Origin of the sequence: Simiaoa sp. (genome assembly GCF_051972595.1) — a bacterium.
In the GTDB taxonomy this organism is placed as follows: Bacteria; Bacillota; Clostridia; order Lachnospirales; family Lachnospiraceae; genus Acetatifactor; species Acetatifactor hominis.
On record NZ_JBOKRY010000020.1, the window covers coordinates 18,645 to 42,470 of the forward strand.

General features: G+C 47.3%; 21 protein-coding genes. 2 read left to right on the plus strand and 19 right to left on the minus strand.

Annotated features, from left to right (window positions below; all coding sequences use genetic code 11):
* Positions 1–6 precede the first annotated feature (6 nt).
* The 7 genes from ACTRDR_RS08705 to ACTRDR_RS08735 form a co-directional block, all read right to left on the minus strand.
* Positions 7–765 (minus strand): ATP-binding cassette domain-containing protein, encoded by a 759-nt coding sequence (locus ACTRDR_RS08705; RefSeq protein ID WP_176863557.1) that lies wholly within the window; start codon positions 763–765, stop codon positions 7–9.
* Positions 765–1,526, minus strand: coding sequence for an ABC transporter permease subunit (locus ACTRDR_RS08710; RefSeq protein WP_176863559.1), 762 nt, complete (start codon positions 1,524–1,526; stop codon positions 765–767). Before ACTRDR_RS08710 ends, ACTRDR_RS08705 begins: the two co-directional genes overlap by 1 nt.
* Before the next feature lie 29 nt (positions 1,527–1,555).
* Positions 1,556–2,548, minus strand: a complete 993-nt coding sequence (locus ACTRDR_RS08715; RefSeq protein ID WP_440526988.1) for a transporter substrate-binding domain-containing protein — start codon at positions 2,546–2,548, stop codon at positions 1,556–1,558.
* 161 nt (positions 2,549–2,709) lie between these two features.
* On the minus strand, positions 2,710–6,087 hold the full coding sequence (locus ACTRDR_RS08720; protein WP_440526990.1) for an FtsX-like permease family protein: 3,378 nt from the start codon (positions 6,085–6,087) through the stop codon (positions 2,710–2,712).
* Between the two features lies 1 nt (position 6,088).
* Complete coding sequence (locus tag ACTRDR_RS08725) at positions 6,089–6,790, minus strand: ABC transporter ATP-binding protein (RefSeq protein ID WP_440526991.1); 702 nt, start codon at positions 6,788–6,790, stop codon at positions 6,089–6,091.
* A 112-nt stretch (positions 6,791–6,902) separates the two neighbouring features.
* Positions 6,903–7,541, minus strand: a complete 639-nt coding sequence (locus tag ACTRDR_RS08730) for a TetR/AcrR family transcriptional regulator (RefSeq protein WP_440526993.1) — start codon at positions 7,539–7,541, stop codon at positions 6,903–6,905.
* A 148-nt stretch (positions 7,542–7,689) separates the two neighbouring features.
* Positions 7,690–7,968 (minus strand): hypothetical protein, encoded by a 279-nt coding sequence (locus ACTRDR_RS08735; protein WP_440526995.1) that lies wholly within the window; start codon positions 7,966–7,968, stop codon positions 7,690–7,692.
* Positions 7,969–8,533: 565 nt separating this feature from the next.
* Here ACTRDR_RS08735 and ACTRDR_RS08740 point away from each other — a divergent pair.
* Together ACTRDR_RS08740 and ACTRDR_RS08745 are read left to right on the plus strand one after the other, a co-directional pair.
* Positions 8,534–8,773, plus strand: coding sequence for a TM2 domain-containing protein (locus ACTRDR_RS08740; RefSeq protein ID WP_117465905.1), 240 nt, complete (start codon positions 8,534–8,536; stop codon positions 8,771–8,773).
* 90 nt (positions 8,774–8,863) lie between these two features.
* Complete coding sequence (locus ACTRDR_RS08745) at positions 8,864–9,268, plus strand: DUF2752 domain-containing protein (RefSeq protein WP_440526997.1); 405 nt, start codon at positions 8,864–8,866, stop codon at positions 9,266–9,268.
* A 62-nt stretch (positions 9,269–9,330) separates the two neighbouring features.
* Here the strand turns inward: ACTRDR_RS08745 and ACTRDR_RS08750 are convergent, their stop codons facing one another.
* From ACTRDR_RS08750 to gmd, 12 genes are all read right to left on the minus strand, one after another.
* A complete protein-coding gene (locus ACTRDR_RS08750; RefSeq protein ID WP_022153790.1) occupies positions 9,331–9,549 on the minus strand; it encodes a hypothetical protein in 219 nt (72 codons plus the stop codon).
* Positions 9,522–11,360, minus strand: coding sequence for a hypothetical protein (locus tag ACTRDR_RS08755; RefSeq protein WP_440526999.1), 1,839 nt, complete (start codon positions 11,358–11,360; stop codon positions 9,522–9,524). The genes ACTRDR_RS08750 and ACTRDR_RS08755 overlap by 28 nt, the downstream gene beginning before the upstream one ends.
* Positions 11,361–11,393: 33 nt before the next feature.
* Entirely contained in the window at positions 11,394–12,503 is a 1,110-nt protein-coding gene (locus ACTRDR_RS08760) for a glycoside hydrolase family 53 protein (RefSeq protein WP_440527001.1), read from the minus strand.
* Positions 12,504–12,586: 83 nt separating this feature from the next.
* A complete protein-coding gene (locus ACTRDR_RS08765) occupies positions 12,587–13,429 on the minus strand; it encodes a sugar ABC transporter permease (protein WP_118550439.1) in 843 nt (280 codons plus the stop codon).
* Complete coding sequence (locus ACTRDR_RS08770) at positions 13,429–14,853, minus strand: carbohydrate ABC transporter permease (protein WP_118550438.1); 1,425 nt, start codon at positions 14,851–14,853, stop codon at positions 13,429–13,431. Before ACTRDR_RS08770 ends, ACTRDR_RS08765 begins: the two co-directional genes overlap by 1 nt.
* Positions 14,854–15,118: 265 nt before the next feature.
* Positions 15,119–16,450 (minus strand): extracellular solute-binding protein, encoded by a 1,332-nt coding sequence (locus tag ACTRDR_RS08775; protein WP_440527003.1) that lies wholly within the window; start codon positions 16,448–16,450, stop codon positions 15,119–15,121.
* Positions 16,451–16,724: 274 nt separating this feature from the next.
* The gene (locus tag ACTRDR_RS08780) at positions 16,725–17,741 is read right to left on the minus strand and encodes a LacI family DNA-binding transcriptional regulator (RefSeq protein ID WP_148448368.1); all 1,017 of its coding nucleotides are present in this window, start codon (positions 17,739–17,741) and stop codon (positions 16,725–16,727) included.
* 181 nt (positions 17,742–17,922) lie between these two features.
* Positions 17,923–19,785: a S8 family peptidase gene (locus tag ACTRDR_RS08785; RefSeq protein WP_440527005.1), complete on the minus strand. Its 1,863-nt coding sequence runs from the start codon at positions 19,783–19,785 to the stop codon at positions 17,923–17,925.
* Between the two features lie 90 nt (positions 19,786–19,875).
* Positions 19,876–20,286, minus strand: coding sequence for a bacteriohemerythrin (locus ACTRDR_RS08790; RefSeq protein WP_440527006.1), 411 nt, complete (start codon positions 20,284–20,286; stop codon positions 19,876–19,878).
* 151 nt (positions 20,287–20,437) lie between these two features.
* Positions 20,438–21,775, minus strand: coding sequence for a M18 family aminopeptidase (locus tag ACTRDR_RS08795; RefSeq protein WP_440527008.1), 1,338 nt, complete (start codon positions 21,773–21,775; stop codon positions 20,438–20,440).
* Between the two features lie 35 nt (positions 21,776–21,810).
* Positions 21,811–22,752, minus strand: a complete 942-nt coding sequence (locus ACTRDR_RS08800; RefSeq protein ID WP_440527009.1) for a GDP-L-fucose synthase family protein — start codon at positions 22,750–22,752, stop codon at positions 21,811–21,813.
* 23 nt (positions 22,753–22,775) lie between these two features.
* Positions 22,776–23,825 carry a GDP-mannose 4,6-dehydratase gene (gene gmd, locus ACTRDR_RS08805; protein ID WP_176863594.1) on the minus strand — a complete coding sequence of 350 codons (1,050 nt, stop codon included), beginning with the start codon at positions 23,823–23,825 and terminating at the stop codon, positions 22,776–22,778.
* Position 23,826 lies beyond the last annotated feature (1 nt).

A 23,826-nucleotide genomic window follows, 5' to 3' on the forward strand; every position in this document is an offset into this window, starting at 1 on the left:
AAATCATCAGATTGAAAACTCCGGCGGAATCACAATACTGTTTTTAATCAAAAAGTCTCTCGTCCTTTCATTTTTCGGATTGGCAAAGATCTGCTGTGGGGTACCCATCTCCACGATCTTGCCGCCCTCCATGAAGATCACCTTGGTTGCTACATTTTTTACGAAATTCATCTCATGGGAGACAATTAACATCGTATTGCCTGCCTTGGCGATCTCCCGGATCGTCTCCAGCACTTCTCCTACCAGTTCCGGATCCAGGGCACTGGTGGGTTCGTCGAAGAGAAGCAACTCCGGCTGCATGGCGATGGCTCTTGCGATGGCGACGCGTTGCTGTTGTCCGCCGGACAGATGCTTCGGATAATAATCCTTACGCTCCAGCATCTTTACTTTTTCCAGCTGTTTCAGTGCGATCTCTTCCGCCTCCGCGTGGGACAGCTTCTGCACCTGGGTCAGTCCTTCCATGACATTCTGCAGTGCTGTCTTCTTACGGAACAGGTTAAAACTTTGGAATACCATGGTAGTCTTCTTGCGGAGCGCCAGAAGATCCTTGCGGTTCACTTTCTGATAATCCAGTTCAAAATCATCGATGGCAATTTTCCCTTCATCCGGGGTCTCCAACATATTGATGCAGCGTAACAGTGTGGATTTTCCGGTGCCGGAGGGTCCGATGATTGCCACCACATCGCCCTTTTCTATATCAAAGCTGATGCCGTCGAGGACTGTATTATCTCCAAAGGATTTCCTTATGTTTTCCAGTCTGATCATTACAGGACACCCCCTTTGTTTTTCTGGTTTTTCTCTGCCGTCTTGCCTTCTTTGCCGACCACATCGGGTACCCGTACCCTGTTCATCACCAGACGGATGATCTGTTCCAGCACAATGGTGATCACCCAGTACAGAATCGCCAGTGCAACATATGCCTCAAAGTATCGGTAACCTCTGGCTCCCAGCAATTTACCCTCTGCAGTCATCTCCACGACGCCACAGGTAAATGCTAAGGAAGTTCCCTTGACCAGACCTATGATCTGATTGCCCAACGAGGGTAGAGCGATCTCCGCTGCTTCCGGCAGAATGATCCGGAACATTCTCTGGGGTCCTGTCATGCCCAGTGCAATTGCCGCCTCGATCTCACCCTTATCCACCGCTTCTAAGGAGGACTGGATGATGACCGAGCAGAATGCCGCGTTGTTCAGTGCCAGCGCTACGATAGCGTAAAGAATCGCCGGGATCTCGGCTATCTGAATATTTTTGTTCTGATAGTAGTTGATGTATTTAATTAAAATGGGAATACCAAAATAGGTCACATATAACTGTACCAGAATAGGAGTTCCGCGCATCAGTGAGATAAATACTCCCGCGATCTGATGTAACACCACAACCCTGCGGGTCCGGATTATTGCCAACAGAAATCCTAAGATCAGTCCCACGATTCCCGCCGCTGCAGTCAGTCCCAGCGTAATGGGAATATAACCGATCAAAACACCGATATCGTCAATTACTACTGATGGATCAAATATATTCAGCATAACCTTATGCCCCTTTGCCTTATGTTAGTTTAGTTGGTTGCAGCCTGATCGTTTGCAATGTACTCTTTTGCAAATTCGATATATTCTCTATTCAGAATCGTATTGTTGTCAGCATCGTCACCCAGATACTGTTTGGATATCTCCAAAATCCTGCCTTCCTCCAGCGCTGCTTCAAATGCAGTGTTGATGTCTTCCACCAATTGAGGATACTCTTTCGATACCACGAAGAAGTTACCGCTTAATTTATCCATGAATGCAGTGGAATCTTCAATGGGCACGTCAATGATCTTGACATTGGTCAGTCCGTATTCCGCTACCTGGGACTGCAATGTGGTTTTGGAAAACAGTTCAAAATCAATCTTGCCGTCGGATACACTCAACGGTGTATTATTGGAATCCTCGATATAAGATACCTCGATCTGTGCATCGGGATGTGCCTCATTGTAGGACTGATACATGGAAGCATTATAGCTGGTCGGAGAGGTCTCTGTGGTATGTCCCGGCAGATCATCCAGTGTCTGAATATCGGTATTATCATCTCTTACCAGAATACCGTAGGTACTTACACTGTACACATCCGAGAACAAGTACTTTTCGCCTCTCTCTTTATTATAAGAAATGTTATTCACGCCCATCTGATAATATCCTGCATCGATTCCGGTGAAAATAGATGCGAATTCTGTCGTCTGGAACTCCAGCTCATACTGTGGAAGTCTGGAGAATATCTCCTTGATCACCGCGATATCATAACCGTCCAGATTGCCATCGTCTCCCTGAAAAATAAAGGGGCTGGGACCGGTTCCCGTGGTGGCTACGACAATTTTGGTCTTCTCCGTATTGTCTGAAGTTGCACTGCCCTGGGCTGCATCGCTCTGTGCTGCACTCTCCTGTGTTGTACTGCCCTGGACGCCGGTCTGTGCCCCGCCTGCGCTCTGATCCGCATTACCACATGCAGCAAGAGATACCGCCATTGTTCCTACTGCCAATACTGCTACTGTCTTTTTTAAGATGTTGTTTTTCATAACTTGTCTCCTCCTGCATCCATTTCCTACTATTCATATTATTCCTATTTGTCCGATAGGATTAGTATTGTTATATCATTCTACGTCCATTCTGTCAACATATAATTACAAAAAAGGCAAAAAAATACCTCTCACCCATTTGGATGAGAGGCTTTGTAAATCTACTCTCTGTTCTTTAATACCTCTGCGGGTACCAGCTTATTCAATCTGCCTACCAATAAGAAATTGATCACTATGTAGCATAACCAAATTCCACCATAAATCATGATATATATCTGCGGCGTAAACTTTATGTCCATGCCGATAGCAACATTTGCAATACAATACGGATACACCAGATCCATGCTCCATTTTGCCAGTGGAACACAGATCAGCGCCCCCAGCAGAATCACATAGAAATTCCCATCCAGATAGAGTCTTCGGATCTCCCTTCTACGGTAACCGAATACTTTCATCAGTGAAATGGAAAAGGCGGAACGATCGATCATCACTTTCATCATCAGGTACATGACGATCATAAAAATCAGCGCAGATATTGCCACGAGCATTACCACCATCGGTCCCATCATATCTGTAAAAATCTGTGAACTTTCCTCCACATTTTCTTTGGATACTGTGGCATATAATCTGCCATTATCAATATCCAGTGCATGATCCGCAAACACTACATTATAATAATCGTTCTCCTGATCAAACAATTCCTGCATGACATCCCTATCCAGGAAAACATAGACGCCGGATGTAAAATTCACAATATTTTTCACAGTAAAAGCATAATCTCTCTCATTCACCTCATCGGAAAGCACCAGCTTGTCGCCCACCTTCACACCGAATTTCTGTGCCGCAGCACTGGATATCACGATTTCATTTTTCTTGTCGGCGGTCACTATGGGGAAATACGGATTGTCATCATCAATCCCCAGCACTGTCACATCCAGATTATACCCATAAGCTTCCTTTTTCAGATTCTCGACATACGCCGGTATTCCTCCCTCCGGGACATCCTCCGTAGGATATTTATAGGTATACATATAAGCATATTTTGTTTCTTCCAGACAGGCGTTTCCAAAATTGATACACAGTACCGCACAGTCTATGGACATCATCAGGATCAGCAGGCAGATGAACATACCGATCACAACAGCAAATGCAGAACGTATTTCCCGCAGCATCTGTCTGATCTGGAATCTGAGCAGAAATTTCATATTCCCCAGATTCATATTCTGTATTCTACCGGCTTTTCCTGCCGTCTGCTCGTTACGAAGCAGTGACAGAGCCGTGCATTTTAACTTTTTATTGATCACCAGATAATTTACCACTGCTGCCGTCACAGGCGGCATGATCAGACTGTAAAAAAGCAGATATCCGGGCGTTACGATCCGCATAGGCGGCAGAGAATAATATGCGATACTATCACCCATCTGCCAGCCTGTTCCGTATTCGGAAAATCCCAAGATACATCCGACAACTCCGCCCAGGAAAGAGATCAGCAGGGGATTTAACAGATAGTGGAACAGCAATTGCCCCCTGGTCACACCCAAGGCATATAATGCCCCAATGACGCTGCTTTCCTTTTCAATATTATGTATCACAAATACAGAAATCACATAAGTAAACAGGACCATGAGAATAATTCCGGCCAGGATACCGGCAAACCTATTGATGACCACATCCCCCGCAGCTGCATCAATTCTTGGATTGTCAGCTGCTATGAGAAACTGTGTCAGATTATCAATGTCAAAAGCAAAATACTCCTCGATCATGTCGTCTGTTTCATCCTGCAGCTCCTGTACCCCATCCCGCAGTTCTCTGCTGCCGTCGGCGATCTCATCTACGGCATCCGTGTAATCTATGATCCCTTCCCGGAAATCCTCCAGATCCGCCAGGGTATCCTTCGCATCGTTCAGGGAATCCTTCAGCTTGACATCGACACTACTGCCCTCTGCCATCAGACGGTCCAGCTCTTCCTTATAATTATCGGAGGTCAGGTCTACGGTGATATCACTTTCTTTAAGCTGTGCTTCCACCATATCGATCAGTGCATCCACCACAGCATCCATGCCATCCACTACGGTTTCACTGGCGGTATAGAGGGTGCTCAGTCCACAGAACAGCTGCTGGTTGCCGATGGAGGCTTCCCCGACTCCTTTCGTATATGCCTTCACACCATCCCGAAACTGCGCTACCGTGTCCAACTGGCTCTTCACGGTGAATAGCTGTGCTGCCACCTGAGAGGCTCCCAGCTGTGTGAACATTGCCGCCATCTGATCCAGTTCCTTGCCGTATCCATCCGCCGTCAGTCCGGAAAAAGGAAAACCGGAAGTGCTAAACTGTGCCTGCAGCTGTTCATTTACCATTCCAAGAATGGCATTGAAAATAGCATCTGCTCCCTGATTCAGCGCATCACTGTTTGCAGTAATCTGTCCCATTCCCACGACCAGTTTGCCACTGCCGTCGGAAGCCGCATTGACACCATCCGTATACGCTTTGATGCCATCCTTATACTCCTGCAGTGCCTCCAGAGATTTTTTTGCCTCCTGCAGATCCTGCCTTATAGATGCAGTATAAGCATGCGGATTAGCAATCATGGTACTCAGCTGCTGTTCGTAATTTGACGAAGTCAGCGTTACTTCCACGCCGGCATCCTTCAGGCTGTCATTTACCTGCTCCAGCATGGCATCGAACAGCGTATCTGCAGCATCCGTCAGCTCCGCGTTATGCTCTGCCAGTTCATCCACGCCATCTGCCAGTTCATTCACACCGTCTAAGAGTTCCCGGATGCCATCCTGGATATCATTCTTTGTCTCTTCCGCATCTGCTAACATTTCCAGGAAATAGGTATCCGTCACTTTGCTCCGGTCCAGTTCAAAGGACTGTAACAGTTCCTTCAGTTCCTGATCTGTCATGGCATCATTCAGCAGATAGGTATACGTATAATCCTCTGTCCGGAAATTCTCTCCGCCCGCCTTTAGTGCTTCGTAATCTTGTGCCGTGACGAATCCGACTCCGAACAGATTGCTGTCCACGGTGGTATCCGATGTTTTCTCATAGACTGCATCGTAATCCGGTGTACTGCCGATTCCCGAAACGGTGAAATCTCTTCCGCCTACGGTAAGGGTATCTCCTAAACCCAGTTCATGTTTTTCCGCATAGTGCTGTTCCAGCAGGATTTCGCCCTGCGCCGGTATCTCGCTGCCCTGAGACGGGGCGAACAGATCTACGGTGTCTCTCGCCTGATAGACACGGAGCGTAGACTGTCCCAGATGAAAATCCAGGGAAAAATCTCTCTGTAATGTCACACCCTTCTCCGTAATCTGAGCGATCTCATCGTCTGTCAGTGGGACAAATACGCCAAACTGTCCATCCTCCCTATGATGAATCCTGCCACTCTCTTTTGTTCCCTGCATGATCGTCTCTGCTGCTCCCACGATTGCCACTACCATATACATGACCAGTGCCACCAGGAAAAACAGTGCCAGATATCGCAGGAGATTTTCCCTGATATCCCGGAGTACCCGTTTGCTCAATATCCTCTGCATCCTACAAATCCTCCAGTTCTGCCGCCGGAATCCGCTTCTCATTCCGGTAATTCTTGCTGATCTGTCCATCCTTGATCATGATGACCTGATGCACCATATTTTTAATGGAATTATTATGCGTAACGATCAACATAGTAGTACCATACTGTCTGTTAATATCCTCCAACAGCATCAGAATATCTCTGGATGTTTTGGAATCCAAAGCCCCCGTAGGCTCATCGCACAACAAAAGGCTGGGGTTCTTGATGAGTGCTCTGGCAATGGCGCAACGCTGCTGCTGACCTCCGGAGAGCTGTGCCGGGAACTTATTCTGATGCTCCGTGAGACCAAGTACCTGCAATAATTCCTCCAGTTCTAAGGGATTCTTCGTCAGGTACTGACAGACCTGTATGTTCTCCTTTACCGTCAGGTTCGGCACCAGATTATAAAACTGAAAAATAAATCCCAGTTTATCTCTCCGATAATCGGACAATGCCTTGCTTCCAAGTCCTGCCACTTCCATCCCGTCTACGACAATCGATCCGGAATCTACCGTATCCAAGCCTCCGATACAATTGAGTAACGTAGATTTACCGGAGCCGCTGGTACCCTGAATGACACACATTTCACCTTTTTCCACACCTGCGGTAATCCCTTTTAATACCTGTACATAGCCGCCGCCTTCTCCATAGCTTTTCTTCAGATCCTTTACTTCCAGATACATATCCTGCCTCCTCGCTTATTGATAATGATTTTCATTAACACAACACTGTTATGTTAATGGTATGAAATTGCACCCTTAGAAGTCTTCTACTCCATCAGGGTGCTCGGTGTTTCTATGATTCTGTCATCATGCCCATCCATCCCCGGATCAGATACATGGTCAGGGCATCCACATGTTTCAGTGCAACGCTTTCTTCCGTCTCATGCAAAAACAAATGAACAAATGTATCAACCATAATATGTGCCATCCAATGCGTCATATAATCATCAATTCTCGGTTTTTTAGTAGCACAGGTCACAGTATCGCACAGTCTTCTGTACTGCTGCTCCGAGATATCCACAACCTCATCCAGGCAATTCTCAAATCGGGATCCCTGGGACTTTGTCAGGAGCAGTAAAAAGGCATCCCGGTTCGCATACATCTGCCGGATAATCTGTCTGGATGTTTCCAGATCCCTATCATCTTCCAGTGCCAGCTGCGCCACTTGTTCTCCGTTACGCATCTCCGTAGCGTAGTGTTCTTCCATGGCTGCATAGAGTTTTTTCAGCGGATCTTCCACCAGTGCCCCGAAAAGGTCTTCCTTGTCCTTAAAAAAGAAATACAAGGCTCCGGTGGTCACGCCCGCTTCCTTACAGATATTCCGCAAGGATGCTTTCATATATCCCTTTTCCAGGAATTCTTTTTTGGCGCAGTCCAGCAGGTGTTGTCTGGTCTCTTTATTCTCATTTTGTTTTTCCTGTCTTCGTGGCATTTTCTGTCTCCGTTTATTTACATCATTTTCATAGCTGTTCAATTATTCACATAACATTGTTACGTTTGCATTATAAATAAAAACAGGATTGCTGTCAACCCTGTTTTTATTTTCACTATTCTCAGTTCATTATTCTCAAATTTTTGTTTTACTTTGTCTTTAACTGCTCGATCTTTTCCTGTAAGTCCGCAATGGCGCGCTGGCTGTTCTTAATAGTCTCGCACTGCTTCTCAAAAGGAGGTTCCGGCATATCACTGTACTGCTCAAAATAGATTTTGCCAATCTCCAGATAATTTTTCTTCATCACTTCCTCACAGGTGGAAATCTGACTTTTCAGGTTCGCTATTGCAGCCAGTTCTTTTGCTTTATCTGCCGCTGCTTTTCCTTTTTCATTAATGGTATCACCGATCTTCTCTATAATATCCATGGTATAATCTCCTTTCTCTCATAGAAGGCTGCTTGTGACTGTTTTGCACAGCCGCCCGCTCATCCAAATAGTTTTGATCAGTTATATTGTACCCTCTCCCCGATACCGCGTCAAGCAGAAGCACTACTTGCGCATTGTAAACAGTGTGTGCTATAATCGCCATGTAATACCATTGGAGGTGACATCATGCAGCCGCTATACACTACTTTAAAAGTCAACAACGAAATTGAATTATGCGAAGTTTCCGATCCTGATTGTAAGCAGCTTATTGAACGGGCTCTTTTAAAAAATCGTATCTCCTATTATATCCGTTGGCCGAAATCGTCTTTCTTTAGCAGAAAAAAAGAGTCCTGTATTATCTGTATCAACGATAATGTCCGGGATGCGGCCGAGGAGATCGTACGCGGGATCTGTGACGAGTCCGGATATAATGTCCGCTTTATTTTAAAACGCTCCTCTAATACATATTTATAAAGATACATTTTATTAATTTTTGTTTATTAATTGACATTTTTCCCTTTAAGGTGCATAATTTTTATTATAAAACAAAGGAGGGGACTTTTATATGGAAAAACGAGTTAATAAGCATGTATTTGCCTGGGTTTTCTGCTTTTTACTTGGTGAGTTAGGTGTTGACAGATTCGTCAGAGGTCAGGTTGGTCTCGGAATCTTGAAGCTTCTCACTGCCGGTGGCTGTGGAGTATGGAGCCTGGTCGACTGGATCATTGCTCTTACCAAGGCATACGGTGCTGCTTATGCCGGTTCCGAAGAAGTTGTATTTGTAGACGGAAAATATACCGCATAATCACATGATCAAAAAAGCTTTTGTCTTTTCAGGCAGAAGCTTTTTTCATTTCATCATAATCGACGATAAATTTGATATGAAATATAAATCATGAAAAAAAATACAAAGCATATATTATTTTTTAGTTTATTTATTCTACTGTTCCTGTTATTCCTGTTGCTTGCAGGCTATCAATGTCCACTGCGTTTCTTTTTGGGCATTCCTTGTCCTTTCTGCGGAATGACCAGAGCGTTTTTATGTGTCTTAGAGGGTGACCTTGCAAAATCCTTTTATTTTCATCCTCTGTGGCCTATCGTGTTGGGAATTATTATTATTTTTCCTCTTTGGAAATTCCGGCTTCTTCACTTATCAGACAAATGGATCGATCATGGGGCTTTTGTCATTGGAATTCTGTTCTTGCTCTGCTTTATCATAAGGCATGTAATACATTCCCCCATTGTACAGATTGATTTTACAAAAGGAGTTTTTCATTTCTTTTCATATATGAATATATGAAAAAGGAGCTGTAATACAGCCCCTTTTTTCAATCTTCTTATCCAATCGCTTTATCCGTTTGATCAATCAAAATCAAATTTGGTGTAACGCTCATACATAGCGCCATAACGGAATCTTGCCATTTCATTCTTCTGAAGGACATCTTCTTCGGAGCCTCTGTACTGACAGCGCAGGCAGTAGTACTCCTTCTTATCCTTATCATAGAACATATCCATATCGATATCTCTCATGAAGCAAGAGGGACATCTGTAATTTAATTTGCCTTTTCCAGCTTGAGCCATGTTGCAACGACCTCCTTATCCTTGATCTTGGAATTGTAACCCAGTGTAAGCATCGGGGAGAATGCGTATCCTTCCTTCACATATCCGACAGCGCCTTCTGCATTGGTGCTCATGGATACTGCGGTCTCGATCTGAGGGATCACCGCTCTTACTTCGTCTGCGTCTGCCTTCTCCATCTCACGGCACTTGTACTCGTAATCCAGAGTCTCTACCTCGTCACCCTTCTTGGTGCTTAAGGTGATACCCAGCATATCCTCGGAATACTCTGTGGTACCGTAGCAGGCTACGATATACTCGTTCAGTTCTACTTCAGCGTTCGGATCGCTCATCTCCAGAATCTTACGCTCGATCTTGATCGCAGAGCTGCCTTCCTCGAAGGAAACGATAGTCTGTAATTTTACGGTCAGATCGTAGAACTCGATGTCTACGGGATCCAGTGTCAGGATTCTGGTGTTGCCTTCCTGAGAGAAATGAGCCTTGGTACGGCACAGGCACAGATCCACTTCTTCACCGTTGTGTTTTAACTTGGCACTTCTTACGGTACCTTCTCCTGCATAGTGGGTGAAGTAACCTGCACGGTACTTCTCCTGGATCAGGAAAGGATAGGATGCATCGGTCACATGCTTGGTACCGATACCTACCGGCCACTCCAGCTTGGCAGCGTAAGGACGCAGGTCAACGATAGCACCACCCTGATCCATATTTACGCAGGCACGCATGAAAGGATCACAATACCAGAACAACTGCTTATCGGAGCCATACAGGATATCTCTCCAGAGAGCACACTCGGGCTCGGTGTATGTCTTCTTCTGACGATAATAATCAGCGAACTCAGCCATGGTCATATCGGTAAGTTTGCCTTCCTTTTTCAGGTCGCCATAATACTTCATACCGTCTTCATAGCTCTTCTTCAGCAGTTCGTAAGGCTGCTCCCAACGACCCATTTTGTTCAGCCAGCCGGGTCCTACGAACATCATGTTGTATGCGTATCCGTTGTTGTATTTCTCCAGGGAACGATATTGGTCGATCAGGTTGTACAGGTAAGGGTACTCCCAGGTCTTGGTGTCATAGATCATACCACGCAGTACGTTCTGGGGATGGGTTCCGAAATTGGAGCCGTTACCGTCATAGCATGCCAGCAGGTCTCTGGACAGATGGGGGATCGCTACGATACCGCTGTCCTCTGCCTCATTGGCTGCAGGTGCATGGGTGTTCTGCTTGGAAGGGATCCAGGGTGCCCAGGGGCCGCCATCCATGAAGGTATACCAGGAGTTGTTGCAGGTATGGTATGCCTTGGGGCCTTCTTCCCAACAGGTTGCTACCGCACATTTTACGGTAGGATAGGTTGCTTTGATATAATTGGTCAGATCTGCATCCATGTAGTAAGAACCGGTGGATTCGGGATAAAATCCGAACTTCTCATGGAACTTGCCGAATACATCATCCACGATAGACTTTTTGTCTTCCATGGAAAACATCCAGATACAGAAATCCTTGGTCTTGTACTTTTCACGGAACTCTGTGCAGGGCAGTCCCAACAGAGACAGTGCGATCTCATCACCGTACTTCTCATGATCTGCCTTAGCCAGTGCTACCGCTTCGTCATTGAACAGGGAAGCATAGGTCATCTGAATGGTGGTCTTCAAACCATTCTTGTGCGCAGTTTCCTGCTGAAACTTGAAAATATCCAGAGACTCTGTTAACAGTGCTTTTCTGCCCAGATCCTCTTCTTTGCCGTGTCCGGTTACTTTTTCCGCATACTCGGGAACCATCTCCGGACGGTGAATGATATTCACAATAAACTTATCCATCTTTTCCTCCATCTCGCCGTTAGGCATCTTATATTACTTCTGAAAGTCTCTGATCACTTTCAATGCGGGTAGTGCATTTCCATCATAATCGAACAGTGCCTGATTGGCCCATTCGTTTCCCCCGGGACCGGGATCCTGAATATACTTCAGGGACTCCTCGTTGGCCCAGCCACAGCCGGGCACCGGGATCCATGCCGGCTCCCAGTAATAGAAGCCTTTTCCTCTGCCATCCGGAACCTGCGCAATGCGTTCCATGACCTTCTGCATGAATGCAGCCTGTCCTTCCGGTGTCATAGGATACTCTACCGCCTCCGCAAGGTGGGGCTTGGTCGCCATGCCCTTGCGCTCTTTGGGTGCGAGCTTCTCTCTGTCCGCATAGTCTTCCATGGTAAATCCCATGGAAACCTCCGCTACGATGACATCCTTCTGATATCTCTGTGAGAGATCATTCATATTATTGGTCAGATCATCAATGGTTCCGTGCCAGAAGGGATAATAGGACAGTCCGATGACATCGAAGTCCTCTCCTCTCTGTACATAGGCATCAAACCATTCTCTGCAGCGGGCATTGTTGCCGCCGCAGTCCAGATGAAGCATCACTCTGCTGTCCGGGGATACTTCTCTCACCGCACGGATGCCCGCGCTGATGAATCTTGCAATATTGTCAACGTTGTCCCATTTTCCATAGGGCCACATCAGACCATTGGTGATCTCATTTCCCACCTGTACCATCTCCGGAAGCAGATCGAGACGCTTTAACTTCAAAAGCACATCCTTTGTGTAGTCATACACATTCTTCTCCAGTGTATCCGCATCGGCATACGCCCACTCCTTAGGAGGGAACTGTTTGCCGGGATCTGCCCAGAAATCACTGTAATGCAGATCCAGCAGATAGCTGTAACCCAGCTTTTTACCGGCCGAAGCCAGTGCTACCAGCTTGGTGAAATCACTGGTACCGGCACTGTAAGGCTTGCCGTCCTCACTGTAAGGATCATTCCAGAGACGGATGCGCAGAGAGTTGGCACCGTATTTTTTCAGGATCTCCAGTGCATCGCCCTCTTTGCCTTCGTCATAAAACCTTGCACCGAGCGCCGTCTCCTCCGGCAGACTCGATACATCCATACCTTTTATAAATTTATCCATAAATTAACGCTTTGTCTCCATGTCATACGTTTATCCTAAGAATTCATTCCATGAATTCTCCCAGGTTAAACTGCCGAAGCAGTTTAACCTTTCACGGCACCACCGGTAATACCTTCCACATAGAACTTCTGCATGATGACAAACAATACAGAGATGGGAATGGATACCAGTACACCGCCTGCACAGAACTGACCAAAGTAAGTGTTGATCAGGCTCTTATCCAGCATATTGTACAGACCGATGGCAACGGTCCACTGCGAAGAAATACCGGAATTTAACAACAGCTTTGCATATACGAAATCCATCCAGGGGGACAGGAAGGAGCTGATAACGGTATACACAATGATGGGACGGCTCATGGGGATAACAACCTTCCAGAAGATCGTAGCCTCACTGGCTCCATCCAGATAAGCGGCCTCGCGCAGGGAGTTCGGAATCGTATCGAAGAAGCCCTTTGCGATCAGGTAACCCAGACCGGAACCGGCAGAATATACCAGGATCAGTCCGAGGTGCGTGTTGGTCAGGTTCAGGGTCTTCAGGATAAAATATACTGCGATCATGGACAATACACCGGGAAACAGATTCACGATAACTGCAGCGTTCATCAGCGGCTTACGTGCCGGGAAACGCATGCAGGAGGTCGCATAGGCCACCATCAGTACAAAAGCAGTGGAGATCACACATACCACACATGCAATGATGAAGGTGTTCTTGAACCAGTTCGGGAACTGTGCCACACTGTCTGCGGAAAACAACAGGTTCTTATAATTGACCAGGCTCCATTCCTTCGGGAAAAAAGTGCTGGTATTCATGCCGGTGTATGCACTGAAGGAGGTGACCACCAGCCATACGATGGGCACCAGCCAGACAAATGCCAAAAACGCCAGTAACAGGTTATGTAATAAAGTCTTAATAAATCTCTTCATTAACGGAACGCCTCCTCTCTGTCACCCTTCAGGAATCTGCTGAAGGCAATGAGGGTAAATACCGCACAAAGGATAAACACGATAATACCGATGGTGGATGCCATCTTGTAGTTGTAATAACTCTGTGTCAGGTTGAACAGCCAGGTGATCAGCAGGTCCACTTCCTTCGCCTGGGAGTTCGCCATGGCCTGATTGGTGGTGGTATATACACCCTGGGTCAACAGATAGATTACGTTAAAGTTATTAATATTCTTGACAAAATCCGTTACCAGAGAAGGTCCGGTGACGAACAGCATATACGGCATGGTGATGTGAATAAAGCTCTGCATCGGAGTAGCTCCGTCAATCTTCGCACTCTCCAACTGGTCAGAAGGAATATTCATTAACACACCGGTAGCGATCAGCATCTGGTAAGGAACACCGATCCAGATATTGATCAGGATGATCATTACATGTGCCCATCCGGGAGCGGACAAAAACGGAATGTAACTGGTACTGATCGCGCCGATATCTCTCAGCCACTGGGTAATTCCTGCATTGGCACAGATCGTGTTCATGATACCGTTGTTAGCGAAGAAGTTACGTACCAGAAGCAGGGAAACGAACTGGGGAACTGCGATAGTTACAATGAACAGAGTTCTCCACAGCTTCGGCAGCTTTGTTCTCTTATTATTGATCAGCAAGGACAACAGGATACCACCCAGGTAAGTGGTGAAAGTTGCGAACAGTGCCCATACCAGTGTCCAGATCAAAATCTTGCGGAAAGCATAACCGAAGGTAATGGTCATTCCACCGTTGGAGAACAGATTCTTGAAGTTGGCAAATCCCACCCATGTAAACAGTGCGGACGGAGGCATATGTCCCTGATCATAGTTCGTAAATGCGACAGCGATCAGGATCAGCAGAGGAATGATCGTGAAAATAACGACACCCATGACAGGAAGTGCCAGCAGTGTGATATAGAATTTGTCATTCTTGAACTGCTGCAAGTCTTCTACAAACGTATTGATATGTTCTCCTGCCTGTGCTTTTTTCTGAAGTCGGTAAACAGTCACTTCATTCTTAAGCCAGATCACCAGGAACGTGAACCAGATAACAAATGAAACTACGGAGAATAACAGGATCATAAACGAGTTGTCATAATCGTTGAATTCATTCTGCATGGTTACAATATTGAAAACCGTCTCCTGCTGAACAGTTCCCAAAGTTCCAAAATCACGTACATACTCTGTGGCAAAGCCAAAGGTAAATACAATGACTGCCACTTCGAGCAGAGTCATTAAAATACCTTTGATAATTTGTTTTCTGCGGATATATCCTGCTCCCATCCAGACCAGGGATAATTTTACGAACAGATCTCCTTTTACTACTGCCTCACCGAACTCCTTGAAGAATCCGCCGATTCCGCTCTTTTTCTTCTTCATTCTCTGCCCTCTCCTTTCCTCATATTAATATAAAATTTTAGTAACTATTCCGAACACCTTCCCGCGCTCATCTGATTAGTTACATAACCCGGCAGGCAGGAGTCGAACCCACTTACCGGAAACGTTTCCTGTAAAAAAGGCATCCATCCACTACGTATTATTGTTCATAGCTTCAGGACGCCTTTCTATTCTCTGTATTCGTTCTGCACCAGAACGTTTTCATCATTCATTTGTAACAGAACCGGAACAGATTATCTTCCCAAACTTATTCAGCGGGTACGGAAACACCTTCTACCAGCTCATCCAGTGCTGCCTGGATACCAGCTTCATCATCAGCCTTCAGCTGACCCTGAGCTACTTTCTCACCGAAGGTAGCAGCGGGATCCCAGTACTTACCACCGACGATCTGAACTACACCATAAGCGGACTGCTCAGCCAGAGCTGCAATAGCGGTATTGGAAGAAACTTCCTCGGAACCTGCTACGTTGATATTGGAAGGTCCGATCTCTCTCTCTGCGAAACGTACTGCCTGGTTGTCTTCGTTGGTGATCCAGTCAGCCAGCAGAGTTGCCCAACCTGCATTTGCAGAATACTTGTTAACACCTACCAGCTTGAAGCCTGCTACAGAGCCCTGCTGGATCTGCTTGTCACCACAGGTATAGGTAGGAAGCTTGGTAGCTGCGTAGCCATCACCAAAAGCGGTCTGAGCTGCGGTTGCATCCCAGGTACCGGAAACTACTGCACACAGATCACCGGAAGCGATCTGGTTAGATACGTCACCATCAGCGATCGGAAGGAATGCGCTGTTGCCGGCAATACCCAGCATAGCCTGTACTACCTGTACACCAGTAACGCCATCAGCGCTGGTGCCGTTCCAGTCCATAGCAGTGCTGCCGTCGTCGTTCAGTGCGGTAGTAAAGCCTGCACCATAGAAGAAGGAAGCATTGTACCAACCGGAAGCAAGAGTCATACCAACCTTCTTGCCAGCCTTCTCAGCTGCTGCAAGTAAGGTATCCCAGCTCTGTGCATCTTCGGGAGTTACTAAAGTGGAGTTGTAATATAAGAAGTAACCGTTATCAGCGCTCATAGGGAATGCATACAGTGTGCCGTCCTTGGTTGCTGCGTCTACAGAACCGGGAGCATTTGCGCTCTTAACATCAGCTACGCTCTTACCTGCGTAAGCTTCCAGAGCTGCGTCCATCTCATCAACAGACTGCAGAGCACCTGCATTTACCAGGTCGATCAGCTGATCAGATGCGAAAGAATACACATCAGCAGCAGCCTCAATATCGGCTAAAACAGTATCCTTAGCTGTGGACTCGGATTCGGTACCAAGCTGGATATCGAAGTTTGCATAATCTGCATAATGCTCCTTGAAGGAATCGATCATGCCCTGTAACATGGTCTGATCTTCCTCAGCACCCCAGATTCTCAGGGAAACGTCCTGCTTCTCAGCGGGAGCGGTCTGTGCAGCCTCGGTAGAAGCTGCGGTGGTAGCAGCGGCATCAGTGCTGGTGTTGGAAGCATCAGAGTTTCCACAAGCTACCAGAGAGAATGCCATAGTCAGTGACATTGCTAAAGCGACTAACTTTTTCATTTTGTTATCCTCCTGTTTTGTTTTGCAAGTTTGTGCGTATTGCGCAACCGCTTGTCTACGATAATAGTTTAGCAACATTTCCTTATGTTGTCAATTTATAATAATGACTGATATTACAGTCAAAAATTGTGCATTTTGCACAACAGCCTTTTGAAACCCTTGATTTTACTGGTTTTTTAGCACATCCTGTTTTTTGAAAAAAAGCTTTTTTTATAATTTTTTTGAGTTAAATTGAGGAAAACGTTTTTCCAGATTGTGATTTTCGCACTCCATTTCAGCCTTTTGTAGACTCCTTCAGGATGATCTCATAGTCCAAAAGTGTTTTGTCCGGTACTGTCTTGCCATGGATCATATCCAACAGCACCTGGCAGGATCTTCTGCCCAGTTCTGTGATATTGAACTTCAGTGAGGTTATGGTAATCGGATAATTCTCCAGAATACGGCTGTAATGGCAGGACGCCACCTTCATCTGATCCGGGATTCTCACACCCATGCGTGCAAGCTTTCTGACCACTTCGTCACAGATGTAGTCATCCTGGCACAGAATGCACTCCACGCCGCTGTTTTTCAGCTCTTCCACCGCTTTTTCCACCATTGCCCTGCTGCTTAGATCCGTGTAGACCAGGTCCTGGTTCAGCTTCCGTTTTCCCTTGCGGTAGGCTTCTTCATATCCCTGATACCTGCAACGGTTTACCATCTGGTCCATATTGCTTCCCAGGTAGGCAATATTCTGGATCCCTTTGGCGAACAGAACCGTCACCAGTTCCTTACAGGCTCCCACATTATCATGGTCCACCTGTACCACATCATCATCCGGAAATTTTCCCACTGCTACAAAGGGAATCTGCTTTTGTTTCAGAAATTTTACATATTTGTCGTTCTCATAAGTCCTGGTAAGGATCATTCCGTCCACTTTACGGTTTTTGATCAGACGTTCCAGTGGTTTGGTATCGTTTCCGTTCGTGGTTACCACAATAATGTCATAATCATTAGCCTGTGCCACCTCTTCCACTCCATACATACAAGTGTGGAAGAAAGGCATATCCACCAGAGTATTCACTTCCGGAAGGATGATCGCGATATTATTGGTCCGGGACTGTGCCAGGCTCTGTGCCGCCGCATTTGGATAAAAGCCGTGTTCTTCGATATAAGCAAGGATCCGGTCCCTCGTAGCCGCGCCGATGCGCCCTTTCCCTGAGATCGCCCTGGATACGGTGCTGGCAGACACCCCCAGCTCCCTCGCCACATCATGGATCGTCATCGTCTTGTCGTTGCCGGAATTGTTGTTCATCTCATTCACCCCATTCTCTGCGCAATTTATCTTTTTCACTTCTTCGAGATACAGATTATAAAGCGCAAGCGATTGTTCATACTCATAGTATCATTTTCATAAAAGGCATTCAATGCGCCTTTTTACACAAATTGACCATTCATTTCTATACAATAGTAACAAAACAGTGGGATTCTTGATGTTATTTCATCTGTTTTTCTTCATTCCGGTTCCGGAACTGTTTCCAATGAGCAACTAATATCGTTCCTTCTGTTGTTCCTGTCTGCGGCAGACTGTCTGCCACGCACAGCCTGCCATACCCCACCCGGTCGTTGGGATATTCCATCTCTCCCCTTAATGGTCTGGCACCTTTTCTAAGATATGCCTTGATTTTTTCTCCGTAGAGGAAGGGATCATTTCCCCGCACAATCCCCCATTCCATCAGAAGCGCCGCCGCACCGCTGACAATAGGTGTTGCGAAAGAGGTTCCGGTGGTGGGAGTAAACGTGCCGTATACATCCGGAGCCTGAATGTTTACACCCGGAGCCACAAGATCCGGTTTTGTCAGTCCTGCTGCCGCTACGCCGATGGTACGGGTGCTGTCGGCATAGCCCCTGCCGGAGAAATCCGCATAGGTATCATAGACTGGGTCGTAAGCCCCTACCGTGATCACCTTCGCTGCTGTGGAGGGAACTGTCAGCGTTACCTGTGGAGTGGAACGGTAAAACCCTGTGCTGTCTCCCCTTCCGTTCCCTGCCGGGAGATACAGATAATATTGTCCTGTCACGGTCACTACCGGTTCCAGCAGGATTGTCCAGATCCCTGCATTGATGTAGCTTCCCTCTGCCGGGATCATGTCCAGATAGATTTCCTGTGCCACCGCATAGGGCAGAGGCTCTCCCAGATAAACCAGTATTCTAGTCTGTTCCAATTCCAGCGTGTATTTTCCTCCCTGGATATTTGTGGACAATTCTGCTTCCTCACCTCCCGGGGCCTGCAGTCTTATCCGGAACACATCGCTGTAATTTTTCCATAGCTGTATATTCAGGTTTCTCTCATAATTGCCCACAGCCAGTTCCACACGACTGTCCCTTGTTATATTCCCGGCGAAATGCCCTCTTGTCGCCCCTTCATTACCACTGCCCACACAGATCACGGTTTTGCCGATCTCGGAAGCATTGTCTAAAAAACGCTCCAGCAGAGAGCTTCCGTCATGAGATCCATAGCTGTTGCCAAAGCTTAGATTGATGACAAGTGGCATATTTAACTGCCTGGCTTTCCGCAGTGCATAGGTCACTCCACGCAGGATTTCGGTTGTCCGGGGGAATCCTTCCTCCACGCCCCCGCTATTTCCCGGCAATCCCAGCTTCACCACGATCAGTTCCGCCTCGGGAGCTGCTCCGGTATAGAGACCATCCGCACTTTTCCCGGCAGCGATCCCTGCCACAGCAGTTCCATGTCCGGACAGGTCTCTACTGGGGATCAGACGGTAGCGATCCAATGCAGGCATCTGCAATGCCGCATTTATTTCCTCCGCGGTATATTCCGTCCCGAGGGAAAATCCATCCGGCATTTTCCCGTATCTCATACTGGCTGTTTCCTCCGACACTGTCTGATCCCATAGATACCGTATCCTCGTACTGCCATCTGCCTTCCGGAACACCTCCAGATCCCAGGTGATCCCAGAATCCAGTACAGCCAAAAGAACGCCCCTTCCATTCAGAAAAGGCGTTCTCATAGTGACCGGTGGAAAGCAGGAAGTCCCCGCAGGAAACGTCTGTCCATAATAAAACCGCTTGGGTTTTTCCACATACTCGATCTCCGGGGTATCCGATACCATATCCACCAGTGCCTCCGGCACCGTAAGGATCGCATATCCGGCGATCAGTTCCTCCACCACAATATTCTGTTCCCGCAGTCTGTCCAGACTGCCGTGATATTTTACGATCAGCTCCCAGCTTCGGGTCTCCGCGCTGTAACCGACATTCAGACTCTCCGTCTGTTCCCGTTCTTCCTCCGGGGTTTCTAATGCAAGGTTCAGAATGTTCTCCAGCTTCTGGTCCATCAGATTTTCCGTCCTTGGTCCTGTATTTCCTACATGGTATGCAGGCGATACAAAACTATTCACGAAAGTCCGGAGTAATCTTCCACTCTTCTACGATTCCTTCGGGATCTGTCCGTCCACATGCAGGATATGGTTGATCAGCCAGTCCGTCAGGTAATTCAGAATATCCATGATCTGTTCATCCTGTTCCGTCTGATCTCCTTCATCCTTCTCATGCTGATCTATAAATTCATCCAGTTTCTTGATAAATTCCTGATGCTGGATCTTCTGGGTAAAAATCTTTTTGTACTGGATGGATTCCATATACGCTTCTTCATCTGTAAAATGTTTTACGGTATAATCACGCAGTTTTTCCAGAATTGCATCGATCTTGTCATACTTATCCGGTGTAAACTCCTCCTGCAGCAGCTCGTAAGCCTCATTGGCATAATCAAACAGCTGCTTATGCTCCTGATCGATCATATCAATTCCGATATAGTATTCCGGTTTCATTTCAAACATAACTTCAACCTTCTTTCGTATTTTTTTCGGATCCTTTTTGGATCATTTCTTGATTCTTTCTTTGAATCTTTTTTTCATTCTAACTATGCACTTTTCGGCCAAAGCTTTCAATGCTTTTTATACTTTTTTAATGATTTTCCGGGATAATTCATCATTCGCCCCAGAATTCCTTCAGCGCCCGCACTGCATATTCTGTATCCATCATGCCCGCAGTCTCCACCGCGGAATGCATGGCCAGCTGGGGCAGTCCGATGTCCACGCTGGACACCGATACATGTGCCGTGGAAATATTACCGAGGGTGGATCCTCCTGCGATATCCGAACGGTTGGCATAGGTCTGGTAAGGCACCTTTGCCCGTTCACAGTAATCCTTCATTTTTGCAGCTGAGATACCATCTGTAGTATATTTCTGGCTTCCGTGGAATTTGATGACGATTCCACCGTTTAAGTAAGGTCTGTTCGTAGGATCCGCCTTCTCCGGATGGTTGGGATGTACCGCATGGGCATTGTCCGCAGAGATCAGGAAGCTATCCGCGATCCAGCGCAGATACATGCTGTGATCCGCACCTAGGCCCTCCGTAATTCTATCTAACACATCCGCAAGGAACGTGGAATCTGCACCCTGTCTGGTACCACTTCCCACCTCTTCATTATCAAATACCGCGCAGATATTGATATATTCCGCAGGTGTACTCTCCGTAAAAGCTTTGGTCAGCGCAAAGGCGCTCTGCAGATCATCCAGTCTCGGAGCCAGGACAAATTCACCCTTTGCTCCTAAGAATCTTCCTTCCTGTCTGGTATACAGGAACAGGTCTTCCCCGAGAATTGCTTCCACATCCACGCCGGAAGCCTCTGCTATAAGTCCAAGCAGCGTAGGCTTCTCCTGCGATCCGTCTGCAGTCTCAGGTTCCCCTGCGGCATCGGTATCAAATGCTACATCCGCAAACAGTGGGAGCATATCTACCTGAGGATTGTACTCCACGCCTTTGTTCATCTCCCGGTTCATATGGATCGCCACATTCGGGATCACGCAGAGATCCCGGTCAATATTGACCAGTCTGCTCCGGATACCATCCGTTCCGCGCACCGCCAGTCTGCCTGCTACGGAAAGCGGTCTGTCCAGCCAGGTGGAAAGGATCATGCCGCCGTATTTCTCGGTATTCAGGCGCATATAGTGATCTTCTACCGTAAGCTCCGGTTTTTCCTTCACCTTAAAGCAGGGGGAATCGCTATGTGCCGCTGCCATATGAAACCCTTTCACAGTTCCCGCAGGAACAGCAAAAGCGATCACGGAAGAATCATTGCGCTCCGTGTAATATTTTCCACCCTTTTTAAGCTTCCATTCCTCGTTTTCCCGCAACCTGACATATCCTGCCTCTTCCAGCATCGCTCCGATATTCGCCATCGCGTGAAAACAGGTGGGGCTTTTTTCTATAAAATCCAGCATTTCTTTTGCTGTCTCGTGAAAATCATTCATGATAATTTCCATTCCTTCCACTGCCCGCTACCGGCAGACGCCTTTCCCTATCGTTCCGCACGCATGGGATTATTGAGGAAATCCTCATAGGTCAGGCGGATACCGTCTTCCAGCTCCGTCGTATAATGGTAGCCCAGGCTCTCTAACTTGCTGACATCCAACAGCTTTCTGGGAGTTCCGTCCGGCTTGCTGGGATCCCATTTGATCTCTCCGGTATAGCCTACGACCTTAGCCACCAGCTCCGTCAGTTCCCGGATGGTCAGTTCCTTGCCGGTGCCCAGATTCACGGTCTCATTGCCGCTGTAAGTATTCATCAGATAAACGCAGGCATCCGCAAGGTCATCCACATAAAGGAACTCCCGCAGAGGTGTTCCGGTTCCCCAGCAGACCACTTCCTTCGCGCCGGATTCCTTCGCCTCATGGAAACGGCGGATCAGTGCCGGAAGCACATGGCTATGAGTCGGATGGTAGTTGTCGTTCGGTCCGTACAGGTTCGTAGGCATAACGCTGATATAGTCGGTTCCGTACTGTCTGTTCAAGAACTCACAGTATTTCAATCCGGAAATCTTCGCCAGTGCATAAGCCTCGTTGGTCTTCTCCAGTTCAGAAGTCAGCAGACAGCTCTCCTTCATAGGCTGCGGTGCCATACGGGGATAAATGCAGCTACTGCCAAGAAACATCAGCTTCTTACAGTCGTTCTGCCATGCGGCATGGATCACATTCATCTCCAGGATCATGTTTTCATACATGAAATCCGCCAAAGCTTCGCTGTTCGCCATGATGCCGCCTACTTTCGCTGCTGCCAGAAATACATAATCCGGCTTTTCCTTTGCGAAAAATTCCTCTACCGCATTCTGTCTGCACAGATCCAGTTCCTTATGGGTGCGGGTGATGATGTTCTTATATCCGTTTCTCTCCAGTGCTCTGCAGATGGCACTTCCTACCATGCCTCTGTGTCCCGCTACGTATATTTTAGCGTCTTTTTCCATAATATTCAATCCGCTTCCTTTCGTTAGATTTCTTTCATCAGCGCTGCTTCCGTTTTGGCTAACTTCAGGTCATGCTCCGCCATCAGACGGCACAGTTCCTCATAGCTTGTCTTCTGGGGATTCCATCCCAGCACCGTACGTGCCTTCTGCGGATCTCCCCACAGATCTACCACATCAGTAGGACGATAGAACGCCTCGCTGACTTCTACCACGACCTTACCGTCCGCCTTGTTGATTCCTTTTTCATGAATACCGCTGCCCTGCCATTCCAGTTCGATTCCGGCATAATGGAATGCCAGTGTGGTAAACTCTCTTACCGTATGCTGTACTCCTGTGGCAATGACGAAATCCTCCGGCTTGTCATGCTGCAGCATCAGCCACATACATTCCACGTAGTCCTTCGCATACCCCCAGTCTCTCTTGGAGTCCAGGTTCCCAAGATACAGCTTATCCTGAATACCACAGGCGATCCTGCCGGCTGCCAGTGTGATCTTACGGGTCACAAAGTTCTCTCCGCGGCGCTCAGATTCATGGTTAAACAGGATTCCGTTCACTGCGAACATGTTGTATGCGTCCCGGTATTCCTTTACGATCCAGAAGCCATACTGTTTTGCCACTGCATAGGGACTGTATGGATGGAAAGGTGTATTCTCGTTCTGCGGCACCTCTTCCACTCTTCCGTACAGTTCGGAAGTGGATGCCTGATAGATGCGGCAGGTCTCGGTCAGTCCTGCGATACGTACCGCCTCTAAGATACGCAGCACGCCCAGTGCATCCACATCACCCGCATATTCCGGTGCTTCGAAGCTCACCTGCACATGGCTCTGTGCTCCCAGATTGTAGATCTCATCCGGACGTACTTCTCCGATGATCCGCACCAGGCTGGAAGAATCCGACAGGTCCCCTCCGTGAAGAACAATTTTATTCTCCCGGATCAGATGATCGATACGTCCTGTGTTACTGATGGAGGATCTGCGGATCAGTCCGTGCACCTCATATCCTTTTTCCAAAAGGAACTCTGCCAGATAGGAGCCGTCCTGTCCGGTAATTCCTGTAATTAACGCTTTTTTCATT

Bases quoted from the DNA above. Each gene is read 5' to 3' on its own strand.
- ACTRDR_RS08705 (WP_176863557.1), bottom strand. From the start codon at position 765: ATGATCAGACTGGAAAACATAAGGAAATCCTTTGGAGATAATACAGTC.
- ACTRDR_RS08710 (WP_176863559.1), bottom strand. From the start codon at position 1,526: ATGCTGAATATATTTGATCCATCAGTAGTAATTGACGATATCGGTGTT.
- ACTRDR_RS08715 (WP_440526988.1), bottom strand. From the start codon at position 2,548: ATGAAAAACAACATCTTAAAAAAGACAGTAGCAGTATTGGCAGTAGGA.
- ACTRDR_RS08720 (WP_440526990.1), bottom strand. From the start codon at position 6,087: ATGCAGAGGATATTGAGCAAACGGGTACTCCGGGATATCAGGGAAAAT.
- ACTRDR_RS08725 (WP_440526991.1), bottom strand. From the start codon at position 6,790: ATGTATCTGGAAGTAAAGGATCTGAAGAAAAGCTATGGAGAAGGCGGC.
- ACTRDR_RS08730 (WP_440526993.1), bottom strand. From the start codon at position 7,541: ATGCCACGAAGACAGGAAAAACAAAATGAGAATAAAGAGACCAGACAA.
- ACTRDR_RS08735 (WP_440526995.1), bottom strand. From the start codon at position 7,968: ATGGATATTATAGAGAAGATCGGTGATACCATTAATGAAAAAGGAAAA.
- ACTRDR_RS08740 (WP_117465905.1), top strand. From the start codon at position 8,534: ATGGAAAAACGAGTTAATAAGCATGTATTTGCCTGGGTTTTCTGCTTT.
- ACTRDR_RS08745 (WP_440526997.1), top strand. From the start codon at position 8,864: ATGAAAAAAAATACAAAGCATATATTATTTTTTAGTTTATTTATTCTA.
- ACTRDR_RS08750 (WP_022153790.1), bottom strand. From the start codon at position 9,549: ATGGCTCAAGCTGGAAAAGGCAAATTAAATTACAGATGTCCCTCTTGC.
- ACTRDR_RS08755 (WP_440526999.1), bottom strand. From the start codon at position 11,360: ATGGATAAGTTTATTGTGAATATCATTCACCGTCCGGAGATGGTTCCC.
- ACTRDR_RS08760 (WP_440527001.1), bottom strand. From the start codon at position 12,503: ATGGATAAATTTATAAAAGGTATGGATGTATCGAGTCTGCCGGAGGAG.
- ACTRDR_RS08765 (WP_118550439.1), bottom strand. From the start codon at position 13,429: ATGAAGAGATTTATTAAGACTTTATTACATAACCTGTTACTGGCGTTT.
- ACTRDR_RS08770 (WP_118550438.1), bottom strand. From the start codon at position 14,853: ATGAAGAAGAAAAAGAGCGGAATCGGCGGATTCTTCAAGGAGTTCGGT.
- ACTRDR_RS08775 (WP_440527003.1), bottom strand. From the start codon at position 16,450: ATGAAAAAGTTAGTCGCTTTAGCAATGTCACTGACTATGGCATTCTCT.
- ACTRDR_RS08780 (WP_148448368.1), bottom strand. From the start codon at position 17,741: ATGAACAACAATTCCGGCAACGACAAGACGATGACGATCCATGATGTG.
- ACTRDR_RS08785 (WP_440527005.1), bottom strand. From the start codon at position 19,785: ATGGACCAGAAGCTGGAGAACATTCTGAACCTTGCATTAGAAACCCCG.
- ACTRDR_RS08790 (WP_440527006.1), bottom strand. From the start codon at position 20,286: ATGTTTGAAATGAAACCGGAATACTATATCGGAATTGATATGATCGAT.
- ACTRDR_RS08795 (WP_440527008.1), bottom strand. From the start codon at position 21,775: ATGGAAATTATCATGAATGATTTTCACGAGACAGCAAAAGAAATGCTG.
- ACTRDR_RS08800 (WP_440527009.1), bottom strand. From the start codon at position 22,752: ATGGAAAAAGACGCTAAAATATACGTAGCGGGACACAGAGGCATGGTA.
- gmd (WP_176863594.1), bottom strand. From the start codon at position 23,825: ATGAAAAAAGCGTTAATTACAGGAATTACCGGACAGGACGGCTCCTAT.